Annotated in this window: 17 protein-coding genes and 3 tRNA genes; 5 read left to right on the forward strand and 15 right to left on the reverse strand. The window is 58.8% G+C overall.

Annotated elements, in window-relative coordinates; genetic code table 11:
* Positions 1 to 8: 8 nt before the first annotated feature.
* The gene (fpr, locus tag V6F78_RS17395; RefSeq protein ID WP_047274148.1) at positions 9 to 788 is read left to right on the forward strand and encodes a ferredoxin-NADP reductase; all 780 of its coding nucleotides are present in this window, start codon (positions 9 to 11) and stop codon (positions 786 to 788) included.
* Between the two features lie 64 nt (positions 789 to 852).
* Here fpr and tsaA read toward each other — a convergent pair whose 3' ends face one another.
* The 5 genes from tsaA to rimO all read right to left on the reverse strand — a co-directional run bounded on the left by tsaA (position 853) and on the right by rimO (position 4,826).
* A complete protein-coding gene (gene tsaA / locus V6F78_RS17400; protein WP_169840262.1) occupies positions 853 to 1,548 on the reverse strand; it encodes a tRNA (N6-threonylcarbamoyladenosine(37)-N6)-methyltransferase TrmO in 696 nt (231 codons plus the stop codon).
* Positions 1,549 to 1,600: 52 nt separating this feature from the next.
* Positions 1,601 to 2,062, reverse strand: a complete 462-nt coding sequence (locus V6F78_RS17405) for a DUF1456 family protein (protein WP_332727961.1) — start codon at positions 2,060 to 2,062, stop codon at positions 1,601 to 1,603.
* Positions 2,063 to 2,137: 75 nt separating this feature from the next.
* Entirely contained in the window at positions 2,138 to 2,848 is a 711-nt protein-coding gene (locus V6F78_RS17410) for an rRNA pseudouridine synthase (RefSeq protein ID WP_047292557.1), read from the reverse strand.
* 50 nt (positions 2,849 to 2,898) lie between these two features.
* Complete coding sequence (locus tag V6F78_RS17415; RefSeq protein WP_094991048.1) at positions 2,899 to 3,384, reverse strand: GNAT family N-acetyltransferase; 486 nt, start codon at positions 3,382 to 3,384, stop codon at positions 2,899 to 2,901.
* 104 nt (positions 3,385 to 3,488) lie between these two features.
* Positions 3,489 to 4,826, reverse strand: a complete 1,338-nt coding sequence (rimO, locus tag V6F78_RS17420) for a 30S ribosomal protein S12 methylthiotransferase RimO (RefSeq protein ID WP_047274158.1) — start codon at positions 4,824 to 4,826, stop codon at positions 3,489 to 3,491.
* A gap of 291 nt (positions 4,827 to 5,117) precedes the next feature.
* Between rimO and V6F78_RS17425 the strand changes: the two genes are divergently transcribed.
* Positions 5,118 to 7,019, forward strand: coding sequence for a potassium transporter Kup (locus V6F78_RS17425; RefSeq protein ID WP_332727962.1), 1,902 nt, complete (start codon positions 5,118 to 5,120; stop codon positions 7,017 to 7,019).
* A gap of 67 nt (positions 7,020 to 7,086) precedes the next feature.
* On the opposite strand, the gene V6F78_RS17430 is transcribed toward V6F78_RS17425, so the two are convergent.
* The 5 genes from V6F78_RS17430 to V6F78_RS17450 form a co-directional block, all read right to left on the reverse strand.
* Complete coding sequence (locus V6F78_RS17430; RefSeq protein WP_047292563.1) at positions 7,087 to 8,367, reverse strand: virulence factor family protein; 1,281 nt, start codon at positions 8,365 to 8,367, stop codon at positions 7,087 to 7,089.
* Positions 8,367 to 11,009 carry a bifunctional lysylphosphatidylglycerol flippase/synthetase MprF gene (gene mprF / locus V6F78_RS17435; RefSeq protein WP_332727963.1) on the reverse strand — a complete coding sequence of 881 codons (2,643 nt, stop codon included), beginning with the start codon at positions 11,007 to 11,009 and terminating at the stop codon, positions 8,367 to 8,369. Before mprF ends, V6F78_RS17430 begins: the two co-directional genes overlap by 1 nt.
* Positions 11,010 to 11,268: 259 nt before the next feature.
* Positions 11,269 to 11,345 (reverse strand) — tRNA-Met (locus V6F78_RS17440).
* 147 nt (positions 11,346 to 11,492) lie between these two features.
* Positions 11,493 to 11,569 (reverse strand) — tRNA-Met (locus tag V6F78_RS17445).
* Positions 11,570 to 11,766: 197 nt separating this feature from the next.
* Positions 11,767 to 11,843: transfer RNA gene (locus tag V6F78_RS17450), tRNA-Met, on the reverse strand.
* 284 nt (positions 11,844 to 12,127) lie between these two features.
* Here V6F78_RS17450 and dinB point away from each other — a divergent pair.
* A complete protein-coding gene (gene dinB / locus V6F78_RS17455) occupies positions 12,128 to 13,195 on the forward strand; it encodes a DNA polymerase IV (RefSeq protein ID WP_047274163.1) in 1,068 nt (355 codons plus the stop codon).
* Between the two features lie 8 nt (positions 13,196 to 13,203).
* Here the strand turns inward: dinB and V6F78_RS17460 are convergent, their stop codons facing one another.
* The 4 genes from V6F78_RS17460 to V6F78_RS17475 form a co-directional block, all read right to left on the reverse strand.
* Positions 13,204 to 14,157: a hypothetical protein gene (locus tag V6F78_RS17460; protein WP_047274165.1), complete on the reverse strand. Its 954-nt coding sequence runs from the start codon at positions 14,155 to 14,157 to the stop codon at positions 13,204 to 13,206.
* A gap of 19 nt (positions 14,158 to 14,176) precedes the next feature.
* On the reverse strand, positions 14,177 to 15,892 hold the full coding sequence (locus tag V6F78_RS17465) for a proline--tRNA ligase (RefSeq protein WP_332727964.1): 1,716 nt from the start codon (positions 15,890 to 15,892) through the stop codon (positions 14,177 to 14,179).
* A gap of 103 nt (positions 15,893 to 15,995) precedes the next feature.
* A complete protein-coding gene (locus V6F78_RS17470) occupies positions 15,996 to 17,540 on the reverse strand; it encodes an AmpG family muropeptide MFS transporter (protein WP_047274169.1) in 1,545 nt (514 codons plus the stop codon).
* Between the two features lie 42 nt (positions 17,541 to 17,582).
* Positions 17,583 to 17,936, reverse strand: a complete 354-nt coding sequence (locus tag V6F78_RS17475; RefSeq protein WP_047292567.1) for an MGMT family protein — start codon at positions 17,934 to 17,936, stop codon at positions 17,583 to 17,585.
* A gap of 165 nt (positions 17,937 to 18,101) precedes the next feature.
* On the opposite strand from V6F78_RS17475, the gene V6F78_RS17480 reads away from it, so the two are divergent.
* A complete protein-coding gene (locus V6F78_RS17480; RefSeq protein WP_047278631.1) occupies positions 18,102 to 19,115 on the forward strand; it encodes a DUF481 domain-containing protein in 1,014 nt (337 codons plus the stop codon).
* Between the two features lie 123 nt (positions 19,116 to 19,238).
* Here V6F78_RS17480 and V6F78_RS17485 read toward each other — a convergent pair whose 3' ends face one another.
* The gene (locus tag V6F78_RS17485) at positions 19,239 to 19,997 is read right to left on the reverse strand and encodes an SDR family oxidoreductase (protein WP_047278629.1); all 759 of its coding nucleotides are present in this window, start codon (positions 19,995 to 19,997) and stop codon (positions 19,239 to 19,241) included.
* Between the two features lie 156 nt (positions 19,998 to 20,153).
* Here V6F78_RS17485 and V6F78_RS17490 point away from each other — a divergent pair, with 156 nt between their 5' ends.
* Entirely contained in the window at positions 20,154 to 20,879 is a 726-nt protein-coding gene (locus V6F78_RS17490; protein ID WP_047292569.1) for a HugZ family pyridoxamine 5'-phosphate oxidase, read from the forward strand.

Consider the following 20,879-nt stretch of genomic DNA (forward strand, 5'->3'; position numbering starts at 1 on the left):
CCCCGTAGATGAGCAACATGAACCACGAACGTGTCCTCAGTGTTCACCACTGGAACGACACCCTGTTCAGCTTCAAGTGCACCCGCGACCCGGGCCTGCGCTTTGAGAACGGTCAGTTCGTGATGATCGGCCTGATGCAACCCAACGGCCGTCCGCTTATGCGCGCCTATTCGATCGCCAGCCCCAACTGGGAAGAGCATCTGGAGTTCTTCAGCATCAAGGTGCCGGATGGCCCGCTGACGTCCCAGTTGCAACACTTGAAGGAAGGCGATGAGATCATCATCAGCAAAAAACCTACGGGTACGCTGGTGCTGGACGACTTGAAGCCGGGCAAGCACCTGTACCTGCTGAGCACCGGCACAGGCCTTGCGCCGTTCATGAGCGTGATTCAAGACCCGGAAACCTACGAGCGTTTCGACAAGGTCATTCTGTGCCACGGCGTGCGCTATGTGAACGAAGTCGCTTACCGCGAATTCATCACCGAGCACCTGCCACAGAACGAGTTTTTCGGTGATGCGGTACGCGAGAAGTTGATCTACTACCCGACGGTTACCCGCGAGCCGTTTGAAAATCAGGGGCGTCTGACCGACCTGATGCGCAGTGGCAAGTTGTTCAGCGATATCGGCCTGCCGCCGATCAACCCGCAGGACGACCGCGCCATGCTGTGCGGCAGCCCAAGCATGCTGGACGAAACCAGTGAAGTGCTCAACAGCTTCGGCCTGACCGTTTCGCCGCGCATGCGCGAGCCAGGTGACTACCTGATCGAGCGCGCCTTCGTCGAGAAGTAACCGCGTCGTTCAACAAAAAGCCCGCGGGGTCCAAGGACTGCGCGGGCTTTTTGCTGTCGGGTACTTAACGCGCGGCAATGACCTCAAGTACGCGGATCATGCCCGGTTCCGGGTAGTGCCAGCGCACATCCAGGTCCCAAAACTGTGCGCCGTACTCACGTTGCGCTGTTGGCGTCTGGTAGGCCGGACGCGGGTCTTGGGCCAGGCACTGTTCAATCAGTTCCACCAGCGGTTCCTGAAGACGCAGCCCGTGGTTCTGTGCCTGCTGCAACGCCGTGTCCGTCCAGCTCACAGGAATCAGCACCGGCGCTGCACTGGCCATGCTGTTACTCGCGCCGGCGATGATGTCGGCGTAAGGGACGTAGGGTTTGATATCGAGAATCGGTGTGCCGTCGAGCAGGTCGATGCCCGAGACATGCAGCCGATCAGCCTCGACCTTGTCCAGCTTGACCACGGACTGGCCTATGCCGTTCGGGCGATGGGTGGCGCGGGTCGCGAATACCCCCATGGAGGTGTTGCCTCCCAGGCGTGGCGGACGCACCTTGAGCCGCGGCTTGTCCTCCAGGGCCTGATGGAACACAAAGAGTAACCAGACGTGGCTGACCTGTTCCAGGCCTTGCACGGCATCGCCCTGATTGAACGGGGCGATCAGCTCCACGACGCCACGGGCCGCGGGCGCCAGTTGGGGCTGGCGCGGGATGGCGAACTTCTCCTTGAAGCAGGAGCGCACAAAACCTATCGCAGACACGTTGTAGGTCATGAAGTTGAAGCCTTGGGCAGCGAGGACATGGGCTGTTTCAGTGCCTCAGGGTTTAGCCGCGAACACGCAGGGTCAGACCCTTGAGGAAGTTGCGCAACAACTGATCGCCGCAGGTGCGGTAATTGGTGTGGCCAAACTTGCGGAACAGTGCGCTCAGTTCTGGCTTGGACACCGGGAACCCTGCCGACTTCAAAATGGCATGCATGTCGTCTTCTTTGAGTTCAAAGGCCACGCGCAGCTTTTTCAGAATGGTGTTGTTGGTCACGGGCAGTTCCACCGGTACGGGTGGGCGGCTTTCATCCTTACCGCGCTTGAAGAACACCAGCCCGTCGAGGAAGTGCGCCATCACGTTGTCCGGGCAACGCACAAACCCTTCTTCTTCGTCTTTTTTCAGGTAAGTCAGCACGTCTTCTTTGGTGACGTCCAGCCCACCCAGCTTGATGATGTCGACCACTGTGTTGTCGCTGATGTCGAGCATGTAGCGCACGCTGCGCAGTACGTCGTTATGAATCATGTGAGCAATCCTGATAGTCAGCAGTGAGCACCGCAGGCGTGCTGCGGTGTCGAAATGTGCGGGGTTGAGCTGTCGTTAAAACTTTTCTTTGGCTGTCATGTAGCGCCATTGCCCGACGGGCAGCTTGCCCATCGACACGCCGCCAATACGGATGCGGCGCATTGAAATCACGGTCAGGCCCACGGCCTGGCAAAACAGGGCGATGACACCCGCCTGCGGGTTTTTCATCGCAAAGCGCAGGCGGTTTTCACTTTGCCAGCTGGCTTTGACCGCAGGCAGTTCGCGACCCTTGTAGGTCATGCCATGGTTGAGGCGATTCAAGCCATGAGGCGCCATCTCACCGGAGACTTCGACCACGTATTCCTGCTCGATCTTGCTCGCGTCGGCCGTCAGCTTGCGGACGATTTTCCAGTCCTGGGTAAACACCAAAAGACCGCTGGCGTTGGCTTGCAGCTCATTGCCCACGCTCAGGCGCAGGAAGTGGCCCTTAAGCGGGCGCTTGCCATAGCGGTGCTCTTCGCTCAAGGAGTCCGGGCCGATCAGTGCCATGGCACTGTCGGTGTCCAGCCCGGCGGGGGCATTCAGCAGAATGGTCACGGGTTCAGGCGCGGTGGCCTTGGCTTGCGGGTCCAGCTCGACTTTTTGGTTGTCGACCTTGAACTGCGGTTCGTCGATGACTTCGCCATCTACCGTGACCCAGCCACCTTCAATGAACAGTTCGGCCTCACGGCGGGAGCAGCCGACGAGTTCGATGAGGCGTTTGGAGAGACGTATCGGTTCAGACATGACAAGGGCCGTAATGTAATTGGGCGGCTATTGTACCCGCCTCGGGCCGGTTAAGCCCGGCAACATTTGTCCTGGCTTCGGGTTGCGCGCTTATATCGCAGGTGCAGCAGCGGATAGGGTTCGCCCAGACCGTCTGTTTCGCTGCGGCCGATCACTTCAAAGCCTTGTTTGAGGTAAAAGCCGATGGCCTGCGGGTTCTGCTCATTCGCATCGAGTTCAGTCGCGTTCAGCTCATTGATGGCAAACATCAGCAAGCTCTTGCCCACGCCGTGTCCCCGGTAATCGGGGTGAATAAACAGCATTTCGACCTTGCGCGCCGCCACCCCGGCAAACCCCGCAATGCGCTTGTTCACAGGGTCGCGGCAGCACACCAGCATCACGGCATCCAGGTAGCGATGCTCCACCAGCTCTCTAAGCTCCTGAATGTAGCTGCGGGGCAAAAAATCGTGGGTGGCGCGAACCGATGCTTCCCACACATTGGCGAGTTCATTGAAATCTTTGAGGCTCGGTGTTTGAACGACCCAAGTCGGCTTCATTCTGAGCAGGTCTCCTCATCCGTGATTAAGGGCATGGCTTAACAATAGTCGTAAAAAAAGCCCTGACGCGAGCGCGGCAGGGCTTTTTGAGAGCTGATTGCGTGTTACAGCGCTTCAGCCCACAAGTCATATTCGTCCGCATCGGTGACACGGCACATGATCTTGTCACCCGGCTTGATGTCTTTTTCGGTGGCAATAAACACATTGCCGTCGATTTCCGGTGCGTCGAAGAAGCAGCGGCCCACTGCGCCTTGCTCGTCCACTTCGTCGATCAGGACTTCGATCTCCTTGCCGATTTTCATCTGCAAGCGTGCGGCGCTGATGGCTTGCTGATGCGCCATGAAGCGTTCCCAACGATCCTGCTTGATCTCGTCTGGCACGACGTCCAGGTCCAGATCATTGGCCGGTGCGCCTTCTACCGGCGAGTACTGGAAGCAGCCTACGCGGTCCAGTTGCGCTTCAGTCAGCCAGTTCAGCAGGTACTGGAAGTCTTCTTCGGTTTCGCCGGGGAAGCCGACAATGAAGGTTGAGCGGATGATCAGGTCCGGGCAGATTTCGCGCCAGTTCTTGATGCGGGCCAGGGTCTTGTCTTCGAACGCCGGGCGCTTCATGGACTTGAGCACTTTAGGGCTGGCGTGCTGGAACGGAATGTCCAGATACGGCAGGATTTTGCCTGCTGCCATTAAAGGAATCAGCTCGTCCACGTGCGGGTACGGGTAAACGTAGTGCAAGCGCACCCAGACACCCAGCGTGCTCAAGGCTTCACACAGCTCGGTCATGCGGGTTTTGACAGGGGCGCCATTCCAGAATCCGGTGCGGTATTTTACGTCCACGCCGTATGCGCTGGTGTCCTGGGAGATGACCAGCAACTCTTTAACCCCGGACTTGACCAGGCGTTGAGCTTCGTCCAGCACATCGCCTACCGGACGGCTGACCAGTTTGCCGCGCATCGACGGAATGATGCAGAAGCTGCAGCTGTGGTTGCAGCCTTCGGAAATCTTCAGGTACGCATAATGACGCGGGGTCAGCTTGATGCCTTGGGGTGGCACCAGATCGATCAGCGGGTTGTGATCCTGACGTGGCGGTACGACTTGGTGCACGGCGTTGACCACTTGCTCGTACTGCTGAGGGCCAGTCACCGCCAGCACGCTTGGGTGCACGTTGCGGATGTTGCCTTCTTCGACGCCCATGCAGCCGGTCACGATGACCTTGCCGTTTTCCTTGATGGCTTCGCCGATGACTTCCAGCGACTCCGCCTTGGCGCTGTCGATGAAGCCACAGGTGTTGACCACCACGACGTCGGCGTCCTGGTAGGTGGAAACGACATCGTAGCCTTCCATACGCAGCTGCGTCAGGATGCGCTCGGAGTCGACCAGCGCTTTCGGGCAACCCAGAGAGACGAAGCCAACCTTGGGGTTGGCTGGCGTGGTAACGGTGGACATGGCGAACCTCGGTATGTAGTGACGTTACATGCCCGTAAAGGCTGCACGACGAACGGACGCTTGATGCGCCTCTAGTGAAAAAAAGTGCGCAATTTTAGCTATGGTCAACGCACTTGACCAGCGTTATACGGGGATTTACGACGAGTGCTGCGCTATGCTGCGCGCCGTTGCGAAAGTAGGGTTTTTAACCTGCGATTTTTCGTAGATAACAGTCAGACAATCAGCGCATGCTGCCGATCAAGCGTAGCGCTCGCCATTAAGAAACGTAGACCAGAGTTGTAGGAGTGGTTGATGGGGCATGCAAGTAGTCAGGCGGCAGAAAGCGGGCATTCCACAGCCAGGCCGATTGGGATGCTGGTTGCAGCAGTCGGGGTGGTCTACGGCGACATCGGGACCAGCCCGTTATATACCCTCAAAGAGGTGTTTTCCGGTGCTTACGGGGTTCAAGTCAACCACGACGGCGTATTCGGCATTTTGGCGCTGATCCTCTGGTCACTGATCTGGGTGGTGTCAATCAAGTACGTGCTGTTTATCTTGCGTGCCGACAACCAGGGCGAGGGCGGCATCATGGCCCTGACCGCACTGGCACGTCGTGCCGCGTCTCCCTATCCCAAACTGCGCACGATCCTGGTCATCCTTGGGCTGATCGGCGCGTCGCTGTTTTATGGCGACAGCATGATCACCCCGGCCATTTCTGTGTTATCGGCAGTCGAGGGGCTTGAACTGGCCTTCGACGGGCTGGAGCACTGGGTGGTGCCGCTGGCCTTGATTGTGCTGGTGTTGCTGTTTTTGATTCAGCGTCATGGCACCGCCAGTATTGGCAAGCTGTTTGGCCCGGTGATGGTGGTGTGGTTTGTGGTGCTGGGCGGCTTGGGTATCCACGGGATCGCGCAACACCCTGAAGTGCTCCATGCGCTGAACCCAATATGGGGCGTGCGTTTCTTTGTGTCCCACCCGGGCATGGGGGTGGCCATTCTGGGTGCGGTGGTGCTGGCCTTGACCGGTGCCGAAGCGCTGTATGCCGACATGGGGCACTTCGGCCGCAAACCGATTGCCCGTGCCTGGTTCATTCTGGTGCTGCCAGCGCTGGCGCTGAACTACTTCGGTCAGGGTGCGCTGTTGCTGGAAAACCCCGAAGCTGCGCGCAACCCGTTTTATCTGCTGGCCCCGAGTTGGGCGTTGATTCCTTTGGTGGTGCTGTCGACGCTGGCCACGGTGATCGCGTCGCAGGCGGTGATTTCAGGGGCGTTCTCCCTGACCCGTCAAGCCATTCAGTTGGGGTACATCCCGCGCATGCATATCCAGCACACCTCGAGTGACGAGCAGGGCCAGATTTACATCGGTGCCGTGAACTGGTCGCTGATGGTCGGTGTGATTCTGCTGGTGCTGGGCTTTGAGTCCTCGGGCGCACTGGCTTCGGCCTATGGCGTGGCGGTGACCGGCACCATGCTGATCACCAGCATTCTGGTGTCGGCTGTGATGCTGTTGCTGTGGAAATGGCGGCCGATCCTCACGGTGCCGATTTTGGTGGGTTTTTTGCTAGTGGACGGGCTGTTCTTTGCTGCCAACGTGCCGAAAATCGTGCAGGGCGGGGCCTTCCCGGTGCTGGCCGGCATTGTTCTGTTCGTGCTGATGACCACCTGGCGACGGGGCAAGCAATTGCTGGTGGACCGTCTGGACGAAAACGCATTGCCGCTGCCGCTGTTCATCAGCAGCATCCGCGTGCAGCCCCCGCATCGCGTGCAAGGCACGGCCGTGTTCCTGACCGCAAGGCCGGATGCCGTGCCCCACGCGTTGCTGCATAACCTGCTGCATAACCAGGTATTGCATGAGCAAGTGGTGCTGTTGACGGTGGTCAACGAAGACTCGCCGCGGGTGCCAGCCGAACGGCGTTTTGAAGTGGACGCGTATGGCGACGGGTTTTTCCGGGTGATCCTGCACTTTGGCTTCATGGACGAGCCCGATGTGCCGCAAGCATTGAAGCTGTGTCATCTGGACGAACTGGATTTCAGTCCGATGCGCACCACGTACTTCCTCAGTCGCGAGACCGTGATTCCCTCCAAACTGGTGGGCATGGCGCGCTGGCGCGAGGGGTTGTTTGCGTTCATGTTGAAAAACGCCAACGGCAATCTGCGGTTCTTCAAATTGCCGGTCAATCGGGTGATCGAGCTGGGCACACAGGTCGAAATCTAGCCTGAAAAAAAGCCCGGCCTCGCAAGAGGTCGGGCTTTATTGTGTGCGGCTGTCAGCGTTATGAGCGTTACTGAGCGGCGGCCTGATGCGTCTTGATCAGGTCGACCAGGCGCTGGGCCAGGGCCGGGTAGTTTTCATCGAAGTGATGACCGCCGGGCAGCTTCAAGCCTTTGCCTACAGCGGTCTTGGCCGTACAGCCGCTTTCGTCGACTTCCTCTTCGCCATAAATGCACACCACCTTGGCGGCGGGCAGTTTGGCCATTTCCGGGCCGGTGTCGGCTTCGGCGCCCGCTTTGCCGAGCCAGCCATCGACGTGGATCTCGAAACTGCCGCTGCGCGCAAAAGCCAGTAGGAGGATGGAGTCAACCCGGTTCTGTTCGGCTTCCGGTAAACGGTTATACGTGGCGGGCAGTACGTCAGCGCCGAACGAATAGCCCACCAGGACAAAGCGCTGGGTGCCCCATTTCTGGCGATAGTGCTGCATCAGTTCAGTCAGGTCGGTGGCGCTCTGTTCCGGGGTTTTGTGCTGCCAGTAGTAGCGCAGCATGTCGATGCCTACCACCGGAAAGCCGATCTTGGCCATTTCGCCCGCCACGTCGCGGTCCAGGTCACGCCAGCCACCGTCACCGGACAGGAACAGGGTCACGGTGTCGTTTTGCTGGCCCGCGGGCACTTCAACCACGGGCATGTTCAACCCGCCGTTTTCCGTGCCCACCAGTAGCTTGCGCAGCTCGTTGCTCAGCACTTGCGCAAAGTGGATGTCGTAATCGCTGATGCTGGTCTGTGCGTTCGGTTGATCGCGCACGAAAGCAGCGCTTGGATCGTCGGGGTTGTCGTTCCAGGCCACCAGCCAGTTGCCGTGGGCTGCGGACGCGGGCAGCGGCAGGGCGCACCCCGGCTGTTCCAGTGCGAAACCCACCGACACTGCCCGAGCGTTGTCGCTGGTTTGCCCGGCGAGCCAGCGCCATGCCAGGCTGGCACCGGGGCCAATGCCGCTGACCAGCGTGGCAGGCCCTTTGAGCTGGCTCAGGGCGCTTTGCAGGGCTTGCTGTTGCAGCGTGCAGTCAGCCTTGGGCACGATCACTTGAACCAGCTGCGCGGCCCCGCCACGGCTCAATGCCAGCAGTTGCTTGTCATTCAGCGCTTGGTCAGCGGGCGTGGCGATGACGACCTGTGCGCGGGCCTTTTCGCCCGGCATGACGTTTGTCAGTGTGGAGCCGTCGGCTTGAGTGACATGTTCGATTGTGGGTTCAGGCGCGGGGCGGTTCCACCCCGTATACCCGCCTGCGGCCAGCGCTACCACGACCACCAGAGTTACCAGCAGCAACCGCCAGGAACGATGTTTCATTAACGTTTCACCAATCCAGTCAAGCCGCCCGCGATCAGGGCGGCGGTATCAGCCAGTGCGACCAGCGGATCAAGCCCGGCAGGCACGGCCATGTATCGAGGTTCCCAGTCGGGCTGGAATTTGTCTTTAAAGCGGCGCAATCCCTGAAAGTTGTACAGGTGCTCGCCGCGCTGGAACAGCATTGAGCCCAGGCGCTGGGTCAACGGCGCGCCGCGCCGGGGTTGCAGGCCCGACAACGGCACCATGCCCAGGCTGAAGCGGGCGTAGCCGTGCTTCTTATAGTGTTGAATCAGGCCGACCATCATGAATTCCATGGTCAGTTTCGGCGCGTCCGGGTGCGCGCGCATCAGGTCCAGGCTCGACAGCTCATGGCTGTGGGTCTCCAGCAGGTTGGCAAAGGCCACCGGCTTGCCTTCGAAACGAATGATCGCCACCCGAAAATGCCGAATGTACGCTTCGCTGAATCGCCCGAGGGAGAAGCCTTTTTCACGCACGTTTTTGCCAGTCAGCCACGCATCGGAAATCACCTTCAGTTCATCCATCGGTGCTTCGCCCGGCTCGTGGATCTCCAGTGACAGCCCGTCACGGGTGCCGCGGTTCCAGGTGTAGCGCAGGTCTTTCATCTCTTTGCCTTTGGCGTCGAGATCAAAGCGGTGCAGGTCGACGCGGGCTTCTTCGCCAAGTTTGATCGCGGTCAGACCGATGTCCATGTAGAACGGCAGGTTTTCAGCGCGCACCTGATAAAACACCGGGCGGGCGTGGAAGGTGTCGCACAGGTCGCGAAATTGCCAGATCAGTTCGGCGCGTTGCTGATTGGGGCCGATGGGGTCATACAGCGCAACAAGGCTGCGACCGCGACGGGCATACATCAGAAAGGCGTTGTCGTCCGGGTGGAACAGCAACGCTTTATCGCCGGTCAGGGCCAGACCGCCGTCAGGTTGATCGGAAGCGAGGAGGATTTTCTCTGCGCGTTCCAGCTCGCTGGCATCGGGCAGATGGATCACCGGGCGGGCCGTGCGCAACAACCAGGTCAGCGACACCACCACCAGCACCACCGCAGCGCCCAGCAGCGAGCGCAAACCGCGAGGTGCGTCTGCGTCCAGGGTGAACTGCCACCACAACTGATGGCTATAAGGCACATCTTGGTAGGCGAACAGCAGCAGCCAGATCGAGGCCGCCAATACACACAGGCTGGCAACCAGATAAAGCGGCGAGAACGGCAGTTCGGTCAAACGGCTCGGGCGGTAGAACGAGCGGCGAAACAGGGCCAGCAAACTGGCTGTGAGGGTCAGGATGCAGGCTTCTTCCCAGTCGAAGCCTTTGAGCAGCGACAGCACGGCGCCGACCAGCAGCAAAACGGTGGTGAGCATCCAGGCGGCCGATAAACGTCGGCGCAAGCCTTGAGCCAGCAACAGACACAGCACGCCAATCAGGCTGGCGCCAAAGTGCGACGCGTCGATCAGGCGATGAGGGATGAGAAAGCCGATGTGCTCCAGGCGCGTGTCGATTTCAGGCGTGGCGCCGGAGAACAACAACACGACGCCGGACATGAACACCAGAATCGCCAGAATCGGTGCCGCAAGCCCAGAGGCTACGCGCAGGCTTTGGCGGGTCTGGATCAAGCGTTGCGCTTCATTGATCAGCAGCATCAGGCAGGCAATGAGCAGCGGCAATATCACGTAGATCATGCGATACAGCAGCAACGCCGCGGCCAGTGGGGCGGCGCCGAGCGTGTCGGCAAACGCGGCCAGCAAAATCGCTTCGAACACCCCGACTCCGCCGGGGACATGGCTGAGCACACCTGCGGCCAGGGCCAGCAGATAGACCAGCAGGAAGGCACCGAAAGGCGGTGCTTCTGGCAGTAACAGATAGAGCACGGTGGCAGCGGCAGCCACGTCCAGCGCGGTAATCAGCAGTTGTAGCCATGTCAGACGCAGGCTAGGCAGGCGCAGGGTGCGTCGGCCGGCTTTAACCAGCAGGTTGTCGGGGATCGGTTGCTGGGGCAGGCGTCGGCGGTAAATGCCCAGCGCCAGCAGGCCGAACAGTGCCAGCACTGAGATGGCAATCGCCCCCAGTACATAAGTTGGAAGGTGCAGGGCGGCAGAGGCGGCGGGCAGGTTGCTTAGTGTCGCGAGGGCTGCCAGCGGCGGTAAAGCGCATCCCAATGACAAGCTGGCGAACAGCGTCATGTGTGCGACTTCCGAGGCGCCTACGCCTTCACGCGCATACAAACGGTAGCGAACCGATCCGCCGGAGAGCAGCGACAGCCCAATGGCATTGCCAATCGCAAAGGCAGTAAACCCGCCAAGCGCCAGGGTCTTGGGCGGCAGTTTGACACCTGCGTAACGGCTGGCTGACCACTCGTACCCCAGCAAAATGACAAAGCCGACTGCTGTGGCAGCCACGGCGCCAAAAAGTGCGGGTTTGGGCACTTCCAGAATCGAGTCGTGCAATGCGCTCAGGTCCAGCTCACTGAGCAAGTGTCGACACGCAATCAGGGCGATTGCGAACAACAACAGGGTGAGGGCAAGTCCAATGGGCTGACGGTATTTGCTCAGCAAATCCAGCCAGTGCAAACGCGCCGCGGCAATGGGCTGGGCTGCAGTAACGGAGTCTTTTGGGAGTGGCGAATTATCGGGCATCAATCACCTCGTGGATCGTGCGCGATAGGATGGATGCATCGACTCAAGTTACCAATCCTTTTGGTTAAAATATTTTGAAATACTTTCAGTCGTTTGCCTGAGGTTCAGGTTGCGAGGTTGAAAAGAGGGGCGTCGTGGGGATTGAGCATAGGCGGGCGAACTTTCAGAAATATGCCGTTTATTGTCAATAAACGCCTGGCGCTCACTTTTTGAGCGCACACAAAAAAGGCCACTCTTTCAAGTGGCCTTCTTCGATGTTTGGTTGCGGGAGCCGGATTTGAACCGACGACCTTCGGGTTATGAGCCCGACGAGCTACCAGACTGCTCCATCCCGCGTCTGTGTGGGCGCATTCTACAGAGGAACTCAAATGTGTCAACGTCTAATTGACTCTGCGGTCGAATTAGACGGGTTTGCGTGACGGTAAGGGTAAAAGTAGACGCGCACAAAAAAGGCCACTCTTTCAAGTGGCCTTCTTCGATGTTTGGTTGCGGGAGCCGGATTTGAACCGACGACCTTCGGGTTATGAGCCCGACGAGCTACCAGACTGCTCCATCCCGCGTCTGTGGGGCGCACTCTACAGTGATGAGCTGAGGAGTCAACCTTTAATGCATAAATGCAGGCAATTAGATGAAATGCTGCCGGTTGTCTGCGTGAATCAAGCGCGGGAACGAAATGAGTGATGCCGGGCGCCGCAGGGTACGCAGAAACTGACGCGCACAAAAAAGGCCACTTTTTCAAGTGGCCTTCTTCGATGTTTGGTTGCGGGAGCCGGATTTGAACCGACGACCTTCGGGTTATGAGCCCGACGAGCTACCAGACTGCTCCATCCCGCGTCTGTGTGGCGGATTCTACAGCGATACGCACATGTGTCAAACGTTAATTTAGAAAAAAGTGTTCTGGTTCAATTGGTTAGGCCGTGATTGAAGTTATATGAGGGCCTGCAGGCCACGTGATATGGGGATTTGCTCTATTAAAGTGGCGAGTTCGATAGGGGAAATAAATATGTGCCGCTGTAGAACCACGCTGGTCGGGGAGGCTGAAGACTACTGGTGCTATATACAGTTGCGGATGACATACTGGCGACCCGCTTTGAACCTCAGAAAGAACGCCGCCCCACATGACGCAGCGAAAAATCATTCATGTCGACTGTGACTGTTTCTACGCCGCCATTGAGATGCGTGATGATCCGAGCCTGGCAAACAAGCCTATGGCGGTCGGAGGCTCAGCAGATCGGCGGGGCGTGATCTCAACGTGCAACTATGAAGCGCGGGCTTATGGGGTGCGATCGGCCATGTCCTCGCGGCATGCGCTGAAGCTGTGTCCTGATCTGGTGATCGTGCATGGGCGGATGGACGCTTATAAAGAAGCATCCCGCGAGATTCACGGCATCCTGCGCGATTACACCGAGTTGATTGAGCCGTTATCGCTGGATGAGGCTTATCTGGATGTGTCGGACAGTCCGCACTTCGCCGGCAGTGCCACGCGCATTGCTCAGGATATCCGGCGCAGGGTTTCCAATCAGTTGCACATCACGGTCTCGGCCGGGGTGGCGCCTAACAAGTTTCTGGCAAAAATCGCCAGTGACTGGCGCAAGCCCAACGGGTTATTTGTGATTACCCCAGATCAAGTGGACGATTTTGTCTCTGCGCTACCGGTCAACAAGCTGCATGGCGTTGGCAAGGTGACCGCCGACAAGTTGGCGCGGCTGGGGATCGAGACCTGCCTGCAATTGCGTGACTGGAGCAAGCTGGCGCTGGTGCGTGAATTCGGCAGCTTTGGTGAGCGGTTGTGGGGGCTGGCGCGAGGCATTGATGAGCGCCTGGTGCACAGCGACAGTCGCCGTCAGTCAGTCAGTGTTGAAAACACCTACGACGTCGACTTGCCGGATCTGGCGACCTGCCTGGAAAAACTCCCGGAACTGCTCGACACCTTGAATGGGCGTATCGGGCGGCTGGACGCGAGTTACCGTCCGGGCAAGCCGTTCGTCAAAGTGAAATTTCACGATTTCACCCAGACCACGCTTGAGCAGTCGGGGGCCGGAAGGGATCTGGAGAGTTATCAGGGCCTGTTGAGCCAGGCCTTTGCGCGCGGCGCCAAACCCGTTCGATTGCTCGGGCTTGGCGTGCGCTTGCAGGATTTGAGTACCGGGTTTGAGCAGTTGGAGTTATTTGACGGGCGCTCGTAGCGCGCCCCTCAACTTACGCCGGGGTCTGCGACCAGCCGACCGGCATTTTTGGTCAGAGACTGAAGGAATTCACGCTGCAACTCAGGATCGTTGCGTGTGAGTTCGATCAGGCTCTGTTCCAGTTCGCTGGCTTCTTCTTCAAGGCCTAACTCAGACAAGCGTTTGACCCGATGCACCCATTGGTTGACATCGTCACCCTCAAGGTCGTCGAAGATCAGGTTGTGCGCTTCCAGCAGTTTGCCGCGCAAGTGGCTGCTGATTGAGAGGGTTGAGTCGGAGTGCGTCTCGTCCTGTGCGTCCTCTACCGTGATCGTCAATTTGCCGACGTGGTTGAGATCCTGTTCGGCAAAAGGGCCGTCCAGCAGGTTGAGGCGTAACACGCCATTGCGGTCAGTGGTCAGTTCGTGGGTCTGTTTCCCCGCTGTCACCGCTACGGGACGTTCAGCCCACGGCAGGCTGGAATACTCCAGACGAGAATCGCGCTGGACGTCTTCGATCCCGGCCAGGCTCTGTTGGGCTCGGCCATTGGATTGCACGTTCATGGCCGGATTCAGCCCGTCAACGCCATAGCTGAGCCAGTCTCTGGTGACGCTGTCCGGCAATTGCCCGAACATGAAGATGTTCAGCACATTGGCGCCGACCCCCGCAACCACTGCCACGGCCCCCAACGGCACCTCGTAGATTTCTCTCCAGGGCTGGTAAGGGGTGTAGCGGTCGTAACGGCGGGTGACATCGAACTCGGTGACTTCGAAGGTCTTTTGCTCGTTGATGCGCACACGACGTTGCGGCAACTCCAGAACAGCCGGCGAACCCACATCGATGAGCAGGCTGTGGGACAGCAGTTTGCGCTCGATGCGCTCCTCGTGCTCGCTGCGTTGCGACATGTGGTTGGCACAGCCGTTCAACAGCAGGGCGCCGCACATGGCGGCGCCCCCGAGGGTTAAGGTACTTCGATTGAACATGGCGTCTCTATATTCGGGTTCAGCGACGGATGCGTGCCTGAAGGAAGGCCAGGACGTCAGCCACGGGCAGGGCTTGCGGCTCTGCTTCGGTGCGACTCTTGTACTCCAGGTTGCCTTCGGCCAGGCCACGGTCGCTGACTACGATGCGGTGCGGGATGCCGATCAGTTCCATGTCGGCAAACTTGATGCCGGGGCTGGTTTTCTTGTCGCGATCATCCAGCAGCACTTCAAAACCTGCCGCTGTCAGTTGGGCATACAGGGTGTCAGTGGCTTCGCGCACCGCTTCGGTTTCGTAACGCAGCGGCACCAGCGCCACCTGGAACGGCGCCAACGCATCGCTCCAGATAATGCCGCGCTCGTCGTTATTCTGCTCGATGGCAGCGGCAACCACGCGCGATACGCCAATGCCGTAGCAGCCCATGCTCAGCGTGACCGGCTTGCCGTTCTCGCCCAGCACCTGACACTTCATGGCTTCGCTGTACTTGGTGCCCAGCTGGAAAATGTGCCCCACTTCGATGCCGCGCTTGATTTCCAGCGTGCCTTTGCCGTCCGGGCTAGGGTCGCCCGCCACGACGTTACGCAGGTCGGCAACCGTCGGTACTGGCAGATCACGCTCCCAGTTCACGCCGAAGTAATGCTTGTCGTCGATGTTCGCGCCTACGGCGAAGTCGCTCATCATTTCGACCGAGCGATCGATGATGCAAGGCAATGGCAGGTTCAACGGGCCCAGCGAGCCTGCACCGGCACCGATGGCCTCGCGCAGTTCGGCATCGCCCGCCATGACCAGCGGGCTGGCCACCAGCGGGTGGTTGGACGCTTTGATTTCGTTGAGTTCGTGGTCGCCACGGATGACCAGCGCAATCAGCGTGCCTTCTTCGGCAGCGTGGACGATCAGGGTCTTGACGGTTTTCTCAATCGCCAGGCCATGGCCTTCGACCAATTGCTGAATGGTTTTGGCGTCCGGGGTGTCCACCAGGCGCAGCGTTTCAGTGGCAGCCGGGCGCACGGTTTCAGTTGGGATGGCTTCGGCTTTTTCAATGTTGGCCGCGTAGTCAGAGCCGTTGCTGAACACGATATCGTCTTCGCCCGATTCAGCCAGTACGTGGAACTCGTGGGAGCCGGCGCCGCCAATGGAGCCGTTATCGGCTTCAACCGGACGGAATTTTAGGCCCAGACGAGTAAACACGTTGCAGTACGCCTGATGCATGCGGTCGTAAGTAACCTGCAGCGAGGCGTCGTCTGCGTGGAAGGAGTACGCGTCCTTCATGATGAATTCACGGCCGCGCATCAAGCCGAAACGGGGACGGATTTCGTCACGGAACTTGGTCTGGATCTGATACAGGTTGATAGGCAGCTGCTTGTAGCTGTTCAACTCGTTGCGGCACAGGTCGGTGATCACTTCTTCATGGGTCGGGCCCACGCAGAACTCACGGCCATGACGGTCTTTAAGGCGCAGCAGCTCGGGGCCGTATTCTTCCCAGCGCCCGGATTCTTGCCACAGTTCGGCCGGCTGGATGCTCGGCATCAGCACTTCCAGAGCGCCTGCAGCGTTCATTTCTTCACGAACAATGGCTTCGGCCTTGCGCATGATGCGCAGGCCCATCGGCAGCCAGGTGTACAGGCCGGAAGCAAGTTTGCGAATCATGCCTGCGCGCAGCATCAGCTGATGGCTGATAACGACCGCGTCCGATGGCGTTTCTTTTTGTGTGGCGAGCAAATATTGACTGGTGCGCATGGTTAGCCGGTGCCGTTGCTGATGACTAGAAATGACTGGGCATTGTACGGGCGAGATGTGCTTGCGTACAGGCCGGGCGGGGGAGGCTGGCTCCCCCGAGTGTTTACGGGGCTTTTTGGAGGTCGACAGGCGGTTTTTGCCGTGCGCGGCGGCTCTCTTGATACCAGTGCAGGCTGATCAGCAGCAGCGTGGGAATGCCCATCACCGCCGTAATGATGAAGAAGTTGTGGTAGCCGAACTTCTCGACCAATACGCCGGAGTAACCCCCCATCAGACGCGGCAGCAGCAGCATGATGGAGCTGAGCAGCGCGTATTGAGTGGCGGAAAACTTGAGGTTGGTCAGGCTCGACAGGTAGGCCACGAACGCCGACGTGGCGAGGCCGGAGCTGAAGTTGTCGAGTGAAATCGTGACAATCAGCATTTGCAAGTTCGGGCCCATGTCGGCCAGCAGCATGAACAGCAGGTTCGTCCCGGCCGACGCCGCGCCGCCAATGAGCAGGATCGGCAAGATGCCGAAGCGCACGATCAGCAGGCCGCCCATGCCTGCGCCCACGAGGGTCATGATCAGGCCAAAAATCTTGCTGACCCCGGCAATCTGATCCTTGGTAAAGCCCTGGTCGATATAGAACACGTTGGCCATGACGCCCATGACCGTGTCAGACATGCGGTAGGTGGCGATCAGGCCGAGCAGCAACAGTGCTTGCCACCGATAACGCACGATAAAGTCGTTTACAGGGGTAAGCACGGGCGCCAACCCGCGTCGTCCGATTGAAGACAGGCACATCGCGGTCAGCAGGGTGTAAAGAATCGCACGCAGAAAAGCTCGGTCTTCCAGCAGTAAATCAAGAGGTGTCTGGTCACCAAAGAGCACACTTGCGAAATCGGTGTTGTAGAGCTGGGTAAACATCGCGGGGAACGAGACCAGCAGCACAATCAGTACGAATACCGATGCCAGCTGATGGCCGAAGCCGTATCGCCCGGCGGACAACTGCGTGCGCAGGGGCACGGGCGGTTCGCGCATGAAAAAGGTGGTCAGCAGGGCCGGGACCATCAGCACCCCGAACAGCACGTAGGTGCCGGTCCAGGCGGAGTGTTTGTAGTTAAACCCGGTGGAGCCGAATCCTTCCGCGAAAAACAGGGCGCCGGCCGTGGCCAGCAAGGCGGCTACCCGATAGCCCGACATGTAGCTGGCGGCGAGTGCGGCCTGACGGCTGTCTTCTGCAATCTCCAGGCGGTACGCGTCGACGGCAATGTCTTGGGTAGCCGAAGCAAAAGACACGACTACGGCAATGGCAATCAGCCAGGACAGATGTTTTTGCGGGTCACAGAAGCCCATGCCGACCAGGCCCAGAATGACCAGCGACTGCGACAGAACCAGCCACGAACGGCGGCGGCCGAGCCTGCCCAGCAAGGGCAGGCGCCATTGGTCGAGCAGGGGTGACCACACCCATTTAAAAGCGTATGCCAGGCCGATCAGGCTGGCATAACCAATGGTTTCGCGGGCCACACCGGCTTCGCGCAACCAGACGGAAAGCGTTGAGAACACCAGCATGTACGGCAAGCCGGCGGCAAAACCGAGCAACAACAGCACAAGAGTCGAGGGGCTGGCATAGGCAGCGAGCGCGGCGCGCCAGGTTTTACGGGGCATGGGCTGGAGTCTGCCTCAGGTTACGGAAACAAAGGGCGCACTCTAACCGTAGTGCTCTATCGGGCGCCAGCCATGGCGTTGTATATCCACGCGATTATTCACAATGCTCAGCCCTTCATCGCGAAGCCGCGCGCGCTGCTCATCCCCTGACGGCGAACCTGCTGGCAAACTGATACGCCCGCCCGCGGCCACGACACGGTGCCACGGCAAGCGCGAGCCTTCCGGTAGCTGGCTGAGTGTGCGCCCGACCCACCGCGCTGCCCGGCCCAGGCCCGCCAGCCCGGCGAGCTGACCGTACGTCACCACAGAGCCAGCGGGCACCTGCATCAGCGTTGAGTAGAGGGCTTCGCGCCGAATATCGGCCGGCGTTTGAGTGGGAGATGGGTCGCAATTCACGTCAGGTTTCTTTGTCGAGTTGGCTGGGGTGTATAGCTGAAGGCATTTCTGTCAATTGGACTAATGAAGGAACTACATCCTTTTCAGCCGGTCTTTCTTTGCCTGGGGCGTGTCCATCTGGATAATGCCGGCATTCTTTCGCAAACCTGAGTTTCGCATCTGCTTATGTTGTCCAGAACCCTGTTATGCCTCGCTGTGTTGAATGTGTCCACGCCTTTGCTTGCTGATACGGTCTGGTTGAAAAACGGCGACCGCCTGAGCGGCAAAATCAAAGTGTTTGATGGCGGCAAGTTACTCATTCAAACCAAATATGCGGGGGCCATTCCCATTGATTGGAAAGAGGTTAAAACCCTTGAGAGCGATCAGGAGTTATTGGTCAAACAGGATGCGTACACGGGCGAAAAAGCCAAATCGCTAAAAGCAGCCGAGGACGGCAAGGTCACGCTGGCCAATGGTGATGCACCCAGAACGGTCGACCTGGCAAGCATTCAGCAGATCATCAAGCCCAAACCGGTGATCGAAGATCTGGTCTGGAAGGGCAATATAGATGTGGCCCTCGACTACAAACGTGCCGACAAAGACACCGACGACTACGACATCGACTTTAAAACCACTGCCCGTCACGGTGCCTGGCGTCATCACGCTGAAGGCGAATATAACCGCGAGTTCCAGAACGATGTGGTCACCACGGATAACTGGAGCGCTGAATACGCCCTTGACCATTTCATTGATGAAAAGTGGTATTGGCAAGGTCGCCTGACGTACAAGCGCGACAAGGTCGAAGATATCTCCCGTCAGCGCACCGTGGGTACGGGTCCTGGCTATCAGTTCTGGGATGACGAGCTCGGCGCGTTCTCACTGGGCTCACTGGTGAACCGCACGGATTATGAATATTCAGACGGCAAGAAAGACAACTTCTATTCCTTGGCCATGCGTTGGGACTACAACCGTTATTTGCTGGGCAAGACGGTGTCGCTGTTCACCAATGGCGAAGTGGGCAAGCCGTTGTCCAGTGCCTCGGATTACAGCCTTGAGGCTGAAATCGGCCTGCGTTACAAAGTCACCGAATGGGCCTCCCTCAACCTTAAGGCTGAGAAAGACCTGGTGGGCAGTGGCAGCGGGACGGACAACACGCTCAACAAAACCCGATACACCGCAGGTTTTGGTGTGACCTGGTAATCAGTCAGCCGAGGCGCATCGGCTGCCAAAACTGCCTGTACGGGCAGCTTCGGCGCCTAATGCTTGCTGCGTGAATGGCATTGCCTGAAACAACTGCCCGGACGGGCGGGGTGCAATCGCGGGTTAAATTCGCAGCCCGCCATCCAGCTCCAGGATTCGGCCGCTGTAGTAGTCGTTTTCAAAGATATAAGCCGCTGAATGAGCGATTTCTTCGACTTTGCCCATGCGTTTGAGCGGGATGAACGACGTCATTTTCTCCAGGGCTTCCGGTTTCATGCCCAGGGTCATTTCAGTTTCGATGAAGCCCGGTGCAATCCCCGCGACCCGAATGCCATAGCGCGCCAGCTCTTTGGCCCAGGTCACGGTCGCAGCGGCTACGCCTGCTTTGGCCGCCGAGTAGTTGGTCTGGCCCACGTTGCCGGCCCGCGAGATGGACGAGATATTAATAATCGCCCCCTGATTGTTCAGCTCAACCATTTTGGCGGCGACTTCGCGGGTGCACAGGAACACACCGGTCAGGTTCACATCAATCACCGCCTGCCACTGCGCCAGGCTCATCTTGGTGATCTCGCCGTCTTTAACCTTGAGCAACATGCCATCGCGCAGGATGCCGGCGTTATTGATCAGGCCGTGGATTGCACCAAAGTCATCGGCAATCTGTGACACCGTTTGTGTGACTTGCTCTTCATTCGCCACGTTGCACAGATAGGCCCGGGCTTCGACGCCCTGGGCCTGGCAGGCCGCTACGGCGACTTCGAGCTTTTCGAGGTTCAGGTCAACCAGCGCCAGCTTTGCGCCTTTGGCCGCCAGATACTCGGCCATGGCACGACCTAGCCCTTGGCAACCGCCAGTGATAATGATTACTTTGTCTTTAAGTTGCATGACAGCCCTCGGCAGCAATTCATCGGAGTGATTCCTTACACCGCCTTTGATCGACGCCGGGGGAGTGGTCGTCTATCAAATACAGCCCTGAGTGCGGGTGTACTGCATGCCCTGAACTCGTCCGTTTTCGACGGATTTTTTATAAGGAGTCACAGATTGAGCGTTGAAGCTGCCAAGCATGCCCGAGAATTACTGCTCAAGGAATACCGTGGAGCACTGGCGACGCAGTCCAAGGCGATGCCGGGCTTCCCGTTCGGCTCGGTGGTGCCGTATTGCCTGGACGATCAAGGCCGTCCCTTGATTCTCATCAGCCGCATTGCCCAACACACCCATAACCTGCGTCAAGACCCCAAGTGCTCGTTGATGGTTGGCGAGCGTGGGGCAGAGGACGTACAGGCTGTAGGGCGTTTGACCGTGATGGCCGAAGCCGAGCAGTTGACTGATGCAGCGGCCATTGAAGCGGCTGCCGAGCGTTATTACCGCTACTTCCCCGAGTCCCGCAGCTATCACACGGCCCACGATTTTGATTTCTGGGTGCTAAAACCGGTGCGCCATCGTTATATCGGCGGGTTTGGTGCCATCCACTGGCTGGATCAGGTGACGTTGACCAACCCGTTTGCCGGGCAGGTCGAGCTGCGCATGGTTGAGCACATGAACGACGACCATGCCAATGCCATTCAGCATTACGTGCAGTTAGCCGGGTTGCCGCAAACCACACCTGCCGTACTGGTCGGAATAGACAGCGAGGGCATGCATTTGCGCATCGGTGAGGGGCTTTATTGGCTAGGCTTTCCTGAGAGCTGCAACACTCCGATACAAGCGCGCGAAGCCCTGGTTCTTCTGGCCCGCGCCAGCGAATGGCCGAAAAAACAGCCAGCCTGA

It is taken from the genome of Pseudomonas sp. ESBL9 (assembly GCF_036668715.1).
Lineage (GTDB): Bacteria > Pseudomonadota > Gammaproteobacteria > Pseudomonadales > Pseudomonadaceae > Aquipseudomonas > Aquipseudomonas lundensis.

What these genes read in the sequence shown, in the direction of transcription:
- fpr (WP_047274148.1), top strand. Translation starts at nt 9, where the DNA reads ATGAGCAACATGAACCACGAACGTGTCCTCAGTGTTCACCACTGGAAC.
- tsaA (WP_169840262.1), bottom strand. Translation starts at nt 1,548, where the DNA reads ATGACCTACAACGTGTCTGCGATAGGTTTTGTGCGCTCCTGCTTCAAG.
- V6F78_RS17405 (WP_332727961.1), bottom strand. Translation starts at nt 2,062, where the DNA reads ATGATTCATAACGACGTACTGCGCAGCGTGCGCTACATGCTCGACATC.
- V6F78_RS17410 (WP_047292557.1), bottom strand. Translation starts at nt 2,848, where the DNA reads ATGTCTGAACCGATACGTCTCTCCAAACGCCTCATCGAACTCGTCGGC.
- V6F78_RS17415 (WP_094991048.1), bottom strand. Translation starts at nt 3,384, where the DNA reads ATGAAGCCGACTTGGGTCGTTCAAACACCGAGCCTCAAAGATTTCAAT.
- rimO (WP_047274158.1), bottom strand. Translation starts at nt 4,826, where the DNA reads ATGTCCACCGTTACCACGCCAGCCAACCCCAAGGTTGGCTTCGTCTCT.
- V6F78_RS17425 (WP_332727962.1), top strand. Translation starts at nt 5,118, where the DNA reads ATGGGGCATGCAAGTAGTCAGGCGGCAGAAAGCGGGCATTCCACAGCC.
- V6F78_RS17430 (WP_047292563.1), bottom strand. Translation starts at nt 8,367, where the DNA reads ATGAAACATCGTTCCTGGCGGTTGCTGCTGGTAACTCTGGTGGTCGTG.
- mprF (WP_332727963.1), bottom strand. Translation starts at nt 11,009, where the DNA reads ATGCCCGATAATTCGCCACTCCCAAAAGACTCCGTTACTGCAGCCCAG.
- dinB (WP_047274163.1), top strand. Translation starts at nt 12,128, where the DNA reads ATGACGCAGCGAAAAATCATTCATGTCGACTGTGACTGTTTCTACGCC.
- V6F78_RS17460 (WP_047274165.1), bottom strand. Translation starts at nt 14,157, where the DNA reads ATGTTCAATCGAAGTACCTTAACCCTCGGGGGCGCCGCCATGTGCGGC.
- V6F78_RS17465 (WP_332727964.1), bottom strand. Translation starts at nt 15,892, where the DNA reads ATGCGCACCAGTCAATATTTGCTCGCCACACAAAAAGAAACGCCATCG.
- V6F78_RS17470 (WP_047274169.1), bottom strand. Translation starts at nt 17,540, where the DNA reads ATGCCCCGTAAAACCTGGCGCGCCGCGCTCGCTGCCTATGCCAGCCCC.
- V6F78_RS17480 (WP_047278631.1), top strand. Translation starts at nt 18,102, where the DNA reads ATGTTGTCCAGAACCCTGTTATGCCTCGCTGTGTTGAATGTGTCCACG.
- V6F78_RS17485 (WP_047278629.1), bottom strand. Translation starts at nt 19,997, where the DNA reads ATGCAACTTAAAGACAAAGTAATCATTATCACTGGCGGTTGCCAAGGG.